General features: G+C 74.3%; 6 protein-coding genes, 2 tRNA genes and 1 pseudogene. 4 read left to right on the plus strand and 5 right to left on the minus strand.

Going from position 1 to position 6736, the window contains the following annotated elements:
* Positions 1-243: 243 nt before the first annotated feature.
* Positions 244-1161 (plus strand): hypothetical protein, encoded by a 918-nt coding sequence (locus AQJ66_RS28950; protein ID WP_061927975.1) that lies wholly within the window; start codon positions 244-246, stop codon positions 1159-1161.
* Positions 1162-1224: 63 nt separating this feature from the next.
* On the opposite strand, the gene AQJ66_RS39080 is transcribed toward AQJ66_RS28950, so the two are convergent.
* Positions 1225-1318: transfer RNA gene (locus AQJ66_RS39080), tRNA-Arg, on the minus strand.
* 145 nt (positions 1319-1463) lie between these two features.
* On the opposite strand from AQJ66_RS39080, the gene AQJ66_RS40385 reads away from it, so the two are divergent.
* The 3 genes from AQJ66_RS40385 (at position 1464) to AQJ66_RS28965 (ending at position 3368) form a co-directional block, all read left to right on the plus strand.
* Entirely contained in the window at positions 1464-2054 is a 591-nt protein-coding gene (locus AQJ66_RS40385; RefSeq protein ID WP_244162965.1) for a hypothetical protein, read from the plus strand.
* A 139-nt stretch (positions 2055-2193) separates the two neighbouring features.
* Positions 2194-2376, plus strand: a complete 183-nt coding sequence (locus AQJ66_RS28960; protein WP_061928003.1) for a hypothetical protein — start codon at positions 2194-2196, stop codon at positions 2374-2376.
* Positions 2377-2477: 101 nt separating this feature from the next.
* Complete coding sequence (locus AQJ66_RS28965; RefSeq protein WP_061927978.1) at positions 2478-3368, plus strand: SDR family oxidoreductase; 891 nt, start codon at positions 2478-2480, stop codon at positions 3366-3368.
* Here AQJ66_RS28965 and AQJ66_RS28970 read toward each other — a convergent pair.
* The 4 genes and pseudogenes from AQJ66_RS28970 to AQJ66_RS28980 form a co-directional block, all read right to left on the minus strand.
* On the minus strand, positions 3365-4918 hold the full coding sequence (locus AQJ66_RS28970) for a N,N-dimethylformamidase beta subunit family domain-containing protein (RefSeq protein WP_244162966.1): 1554 nt from the start codon (positions 4916-4918) through the stop codon (positions 3365-3367). The two genes, AQJ66_RS28965 and AQJ66_RS28970, sit on opposite strands and share 4 nt — an antisense overlap.
* Positions 4919-5106: 188 nt before the next feature.
* On the minus strand, positions 5107-6114 hold the full coding sequence (locus AQJ66_RS28975; protein ID WP_061927980.1) for an aminoglycoside phosphotransferase family protein: 1008 nt from the start codon (positions 6112-6114) through the stop codon (positions 5107-5109).
* A gap of 79 nt (positions 6115-6193) precedes the next feature.
* Positions 6194-6287 (minus strand) — tRNA-Arg (locus AQJ66_RS39085).
* A 182-nt stretch (positions 6288-6469) separates the two neighbouring features.
* Positions 6470-6736: pseudogene (locus tag AQJ66_RS28980) on the minus strand (phospholipase); the annotation flags it as partial.

Below are 6736 nucleotides of genomic sequence, written 5' to 3' on the forward strand. Positions count from 1 at the left end.
GCTCGGACGGCAAGCTCGTGGTGACCTTCGGCGGGAAGGTCGTCACGCCGTAGCCGCCCACGGGACCGACAGGTGCGGGACGCCGGCCCCGGCGTCCCGCACCTGCGCGTCGACGGTGTTCCGCATGTAGCGAACTCATGGAGAATTGACGGGAGTTGTAAACGTGACAACACTTCGTCTACCTTCGCAGTGCCTCGCACGGGCGAAGGAGCCACCTCCCACAATCCTGAACAGAGGCTCATTTTGTCGCGCTCGCAACCAGCCAGATCCCTCGCCGTCCTCGCCGCGACCGTCCTCGCCGCTGCCGCCGCCCCGGTGCTCGCGGCCGGCACGGCGAGCGCCACCCCGGACGGAGGGTGCCAGTCCGCCACGGTCCAGTACCGCCTCGTCGACAAGGACGGGAAGCCCGTCGGTGCCGACTGGACCTCGCAGGGCGGGTTCCACCAGTGGGACACCGTCCCCGGCACCGTCGAGGTGCGGCTCGCCCCGGGGCAGACCGTCGGGGACGGCTGCACGTACCCCGTCTCCCTGGCCGAGTACACCACCGAGGGCCCCAACTGGTACACCTCCGGCCACCAGACCCTGGTGGACAAGGCCACGGTCTACCTCACCGCCAAGGACGTCGCCGGCCAGGACGACTCCGGCCGCACCTGGCAGAAGCTGGCCGTGAAGTCCCCCGACTGCTACGGCCAGATCGACCTGTACGGCGACGACGTCACCTACGACGGCAAGACGGGCGAGGGCCACGGGCCGGCGCCGTACCAGCCTGACAACGTCGTCACGCCGTACCACCTGATCGCCGCCTGGAACGGCGGCGAGAAGCCCTGCACCCCGGCCACCCCGGACAGCCCGACGCCGTCGCAGCCGGCCCCGTCGACGCCGTCCACCCCCGCCACGCCCACGGCCCCGGCGCACAGCACGCCGCCCGCCGGGCACTCCACCCCGCCGGCCTCGCCGAAGCCCTCCACGACGCCGCCCACCACCCCGGACGTCCCGCCGATGCACTCGGCGCCGCCGAGCCCCTCGCCCAGCGGAAGCAAGCCGCCGCTGGCGGAGACGGGCGCGAGCGCGCCCGTCGGCCTGATAGCCGGGGCAGCCGGACTGGTGCTGCTCCTGGGCGCCGGAACGGTGTACGTCACCAGCCGCGCACGCCGCTCCTGACCGCACGACGAGACGGGGAAGCCACCGGCGGGTGGCTTCCCCTTCACGTACGCGCGTTCGGTGCGGAGAGGGCAGGATTCGAACCTGCGTGGGCCGGTGAAGGCCCGACCTCGAGTCGTGCTCGTGGTCCCCGATGAGCCGCTCCGGGCACCTCTCCCCGTGTCCGGCCCGGTCTCCCGTGCCGTTCACGAGAACGACAGTGCCAGGACCGGCTGACAGCGCTCCGACGTCCCGCTGACGCGGGCGCCGGATGAGTACGCGTACTCATGACCCCGGCTCCCGGGAGCGGCCAGGATCCTCGCATGACGAAGATCGGATCGACGGCGGGCCGGCGCGCACTGCTGCCTGTGCTGTTACTGGCCGCGCTGGCGGCCGGGTGCGGAACGGAGCAGGCCGGCGGCGCCTCCGCGGGGAACGCGGCCTCGGCCGCACGCGGCGCCACCGCGTCGCCGAGCGTGCCCGTGGACCGCCCGTGCCCGGGTGAGAGCACCACCCCCACCCCGCAGGCGCCGGCGCCCAGCGCCAGTCCCACGGCACCGCCGAACGACCACTACGCCGAGAACCACGGCTTCATGGTTCCCTTCCCGCTGCACGGCGACCGCCGCTGCCAGGGCCTCGAGGAGGCCGGACGCGTGCGCAAGGCGCTCGAACCGCTGCGCCGGCGCGGGGACTTCAGCACCGGCAAGGTACGTGAGGCCCTGCTCGGCCTCGGCTACCCGGCCGAACAGGTGGAGACGTCCCAGGACGGCCCGACGAGCGTCGACTTCCTCGTCCAGGCCGACGACTACCCCGTCTGCGTCGAGGGTGACATGAACCGTGCGCGGACCGAGACGGACGCCTTCGGCGGCTACCCCGACGGGACGGGCTGCGACCGCCCGTCGGGAGGTCACTGACCTCCGCGCGCGCCGCGTCGCGGCGGTGCACGACGCCCGGCTTCCTCTACCGCAAGTAACATGATCATCTTGGATCCGGGTGTACCAGCCAATCAATCCGACGCCGCCACGCCGCGGCGCGTCCTGCCCGGAGATGGTCATGTCCTCTGCCGACGACGCGTACCAGAACGCGCGCCTCACCTACGAGCAGCACCAGCGGACCTGCCGCCAGTGCCATGCCGACGCCACGCCCTGCGCCGTGGCCAAGCACCTGCTGCGGATCTGCAACAACGCCCGCAGGGACCTGCTCCGCTCCTCGGCACACCAGGCTCCGGCGCCCTGACCGGAGCGGCGCGGGGCCCGCGCGGGCGATCGTGCTTTTCGGGCCGCCCCCGGCGGGCACCCGGTCGGCTGTCCCACCCGACCGAGACGACGGAGGCCGCTGTGACGGACCAGCACAGCCCCCAGCCCGACCCCACCACACGGCACGCCCGCCCCGACTTCCCCTCCCAGGACCAGCCGCACCCGGGCTGGACCGGCCCGATGGACCCGCCGCCCGACCACGGCGAGGACTCCTACCGCGGTGCCGGCCGCCTCGACGGCATGAAGACCGTGATCACGGGAGGGGACTCGGGCATCGGCCGGGCCGTGGCCCTCGCCTACGCCCGCGAGGGCGCCGACGTGCTGTTCGCCCACCTCGCCGAGGAGGAGGACGAGGCCCGCGAGACCTCCCGGCTGGTCGAGGAGGCCGGCCGCAAGGCGGTCGCCGTCTCCTGCGACATCCGGGACGAGGACAACTGCCGCTCCCTGATCGAGCGGGCGGTCGGCGAGTTCGGGCACATCGACGTCCTCGTCAACAACGCCGCCTACCAGATGTCCCAGCCCGACGGCATCGAGGCGATCAGCACCGAGCAGTTCGACCGGGTGCTGCGCACCAACCTGTACGGCATGTTCTGGCTGACCAAGTTCGCCCTCCCGCACATGCCGGCCGGCGGCAGCGTCATCAACACCACCTCGGTGCAGGCCTACAAGCCCAGCCCGCACCTGCTGGACTACGCGATGACCAAGGGCGCCATCGTCACCTTCACCCACGGGCTGGCCCAGATGGTCGCCGAGCGCGGCATCCGCGTGAACGCGGTCGCACCGGGCCCGGTGTGGACGCCGCTGATCCCCGCGACCATGCCCGACACCGCCGAGTTCGGCAAGCAGAGCCCGCTCGGCCGCCCCGCCCAGCCCGCCGAACTGGCCCCGGCCTACGTCTATCTCGCCTCCGACCAGGCGACCTTCATCACCGGCGAGATCCTCAACGCGACCGGCGGCACCCCGCTGCCCTAAGCGCCGGCTGCCCCGCCGTACACCTCCTGCACATCCGCGCGCGGCGGCGGGGCGTGCCGGGTCGCCGGTCCCCGCGCGAACGTGCGCAGCAGGTTCTCCGTGGTCCGGGTGACGAACGCCCGGGTCCGGGCGTCCATGCCGTGGTCGCGGCCGAGCTCGCCCGTGCCGGCCAGCAGTCCCTCCACCCAGCGCATGGTGCCGGTCGCGAACACACCGGCGCCGCCGGAGGCCGTGTAGTACGCGGAGTCGCTGTGACTGGGGCGGCCCGCGCAGACGACGGGGGAGTGGGCGGTGATCTGCAGGGGGCCCGGGGTGGCGGAGGCCGGGGTGACGCGGTCGTACTCGACCCCGACCAGGTGGGCGAAGGAGTCGCCGGGGCGTACGCCGGTGCCGTCGTACAGCCAGTGGTCCGCGGCCCGCACGACGTAGGGGGCGTCGACGGGGTAGCCCTCGTACAGCACGCCGGTGAGGGAGGACTCCGGGTCCGCGGCGGGCGGCTCCCGGTAGTCGGTGGTCACCCGCGCCGGGTCGGTCGCGTAGGCCGGATCGGCGCGGTAGGAGGTCTTGTAGCACACCACCGTGCGGCCCCCGATGTGCTCCCCGTCCTCCAGCCGGATCCGCCGGAAGCAGGTGTTCGCGCCGAGGAAGGCGACGTTCGTCCCCGCGTCCCGGGCCCGTGTGACGTGCTCCCGCTGCTCGGGCGTCCAGTACTCGTCGTGGCCCAGGCAGACGACGGCGTGCGCGCCCCGCAGCACCGAAGGGTCCCGGTGCACGTCGGCGCCGGTGGTGTACGCGAGCGGGATGCCCAGGCGCTCGGCCAGCACCACCAGTGCCCGCTCGTAGACCAGGAACTTCTCGGCGCCGTTGCCGTCGTAGGGCCGGTCGAAGCTGACGGCCAGGGACCGGGTCGCGTACGCGCCGGAGGAGCCGGCGTAGAGGCTGTAGCCGCTCCAGCGGTTGTACGCCTGCCAGGTGGCCGGCGCGTGCAGCAGCACCGTGCGGCCGGCGCCCCGGGCCGAGCGCACGACCAGCGGGACGTACCGCTGCCGGCCGGTGTCCGACTCCAGCCGCAGCAGGTAGGCGCCCTCCGGCCAGCCGGTGGTGTCCAGGGGCAGCGTGACGGGCCAGTCGGCGCGCACGGTACGGGTGGCCGGCAGCACGCGCGGGGCCGGCCGGGCCCGCCCGGGTATGCGGGGCGAGGCCCAGACACGGCGGGCCTGTGCGCCGCCGTACCAGCCCACCCGGAACGCCGAGACACGGAACGAGCCGGCTGTGGTCGACACGTGCAGGGCGCACGGCTCGCCCGGAGCCACGCTCACCCGGTCGGTGTAGCCGGCCACCGCGTCCGCCGCCCCCACCGAGCGGACCCGCCAGTCGGCGGTGCCCGGCGCGTCCCGCTCGGCCTCGGGCAGGAGCTGCCGGCCGCGGCCGGCGTGCCCGTGCGGCGGCGCGGGCGTACAGGCGGCCGCCGTGCCCAGACCGGCGCCCGCGCACAGCGCCAGGAAACGCCGGCGGTTCGGGTCGTCAGGATGCAGGGCTGCTGGGGTCATCGCGCCTCCTCGTCCCCCGCCCAGGCTCCCGACCCCCCTCGGCCCCGCGCAACCCCGCACACACCGTGTACGGCGGCACAGGCCGAGACCGGTCCGGCCCCGGACGGGGCCGGCCGTGAACCGGGGACTGCGCCGTCCGGGTGACGTGCCACCCGACCGGGGATTTCGGCGGCATGCTCTCCGTCCTGCTACAGCGGAGGTTCCTCCAGCAGTTCCAGCAGCGAGGCCGCGCTCTGCCCGGCCAGGGGCGTCGCCGCGGCCGCGGCCGGGAACAGGCGGCCCCAGGCGCGGGCGCGGCCCAGGGCGCTCAGGCGCCACGCCAGGCTCACCGCGCGCCGGAGTTCCACGGGCGTACGGCCGCTTCCCGTCCACGGCTCCAGATAGGCGTCGCGCAGCCGCGGCAGGACCCCGGGCCCGTACCGGTCGGCCGCCCTCCGGGCCGGGACCCGCAGACTGCAGAACGGGTGGGAGACGACGGCGTCGCCCCAGTCGAAGAAGGTGAACCGGTTCGGTGCCGGATGGAACAACTGGCCCTCGTGCAGATCGGCGTGGTCCAGCGAGTCCGCGACGCCCAGGGCCGCGAGTTCGGCGCACCAGTCCGCCACACGGGGCCGGAGCCGTACGAGGCGTGCGCGGTCCTCCGGTCGCAGGGCCTGGCTCGCCCCGAGCAACGCCTCGAAGACGTCCGGGAGTTCCGGGGTCCGCGCCCCCGGCACGCCCAGCCGGCCGATCTCCGCGGTGTGCGCGGTGACGGCGTGCTGCAGGGCCGCGTACTGGTCGAGCAGGCTCTCCCAGGCACGGGGCTCGACGGGCTCCCGTTCGAGAACGTCCCGGAACAGCTCGCCCCCGTCCGGCAGCAGCAGCCAGCGGCGGTCTGTGTCGACCGCGAGCGGTGCCAGGACCTGCCCCGGCACCCAGCGGGCCAGCGCGGCGGTCAGCGCTCCCTCGAAGCCGCTGGCCGGCGGGTTCGCCTTGAACCAGACCGCCCCGCGCCCGGCCACGGCCACCCGTACCAGCACCGACCACGGCCGCAGCCGCACCCACAGCCGGCCGGTCGTCCGCAGGCCCTGTGCGGCGAGCGCGTCCTCGACCCAGACGAGGACCGCGGCCCGCCAGTCCTCCTGCTCCCAGGGCGTCACCGTGTCCGTGTACCGCCCTCGGTCCACGGTCGGTTCCCGTGCCGGATCGTGTCGCATCGGGCCATCACAGCACCGCGCCCCGCGCCCGGCCAGCGGTTTTCGCCGCCGGCTGGGCGCGGGGCGCGTCCGTTCGGTGCGGAGAGGGCAGGATTTGAACCTGCGTGGGCCGGTGAAGGCCCGACCTCGAGTCGTGCTCGTGGTCCCCGATGAGCCGCTCCGGGCACCTCTCCCCGTGTCCGGCCCGGTCTCCCGTGCCGTTCACGGGAACGACAGTGCCAGGACCGGCTGACGGGGCTCTGACGTACCGCTGACGCTCAGGCCGACTCCCTGACCATCGGCCGGCACGGGACCGTGTGCGTGCCCGGCGCCCCCGGATGCCGGCCGGGGGCGCACTCGGGCGCGGCGGTGCCGGTCAGGCCCGCCGCCTGCGGCGCACGGTGAGGTACGTGCCGGTGACGCCCGCCGCCAGCAGCGCGGCCGCCCCGAGGCCGGCCGGCAGGTTCCGGTTCCGCGAGGTCTCAGCGGCGGTGTTCTCCATCTCCGCGCCGGGGGTGATGCGCGTGGCCACCGAGGCTACGTGCCGGATGGGGCCGACGGATTTGACCGAGCCGTCGGTGTTCAGCAGGACCTGCTTGCCGTTGGGGTGGCGGAAGTCGAACATGCCGCGCAGGGAGCCGGT

It is taken from the genome of Streptomyces bungoensis (genome assembly GCF_001514215.1).
Lineage (GTDB): Bacteria > Actinomycetota > Actinomycetes > Streptomycetales > Streptomycetaceae > Streptomyces > Streptomyces bungoensis.

Bases quoted from the DNA above. Each gene is read 5' to 3' on its own strand.
- AQJ66_RS40385 (WP_244162965.1), top strand. From the start codon at position 1,464: ATGACGAAGATCGGATCGACGGCGGGCCGGCGCGCACTGCTGCCTGTG.
- AQJ66_RS28960 (WP_061928003.1), top strand. From the start codon at position 2,194: ATGTCCTCTGCCGACGACGCGTACCAGAACGCGCGCCTCACCTACGAG.
- AQJ66_RS28970 (WP_244162966.1), bottom strand. From the start codon at position 4,918: ATGACCCCAGCAGCCCTGCATCCTGACGACCCGAACCGCCGGCGTTTC.
- AQJ66_RS28975 (WP_061927980.1), bottom strand. From the start codon at position 6,114: ATGCGACACGATCCGGCACGGGAACCGACCGTGGACCGAGGGCGGTAC.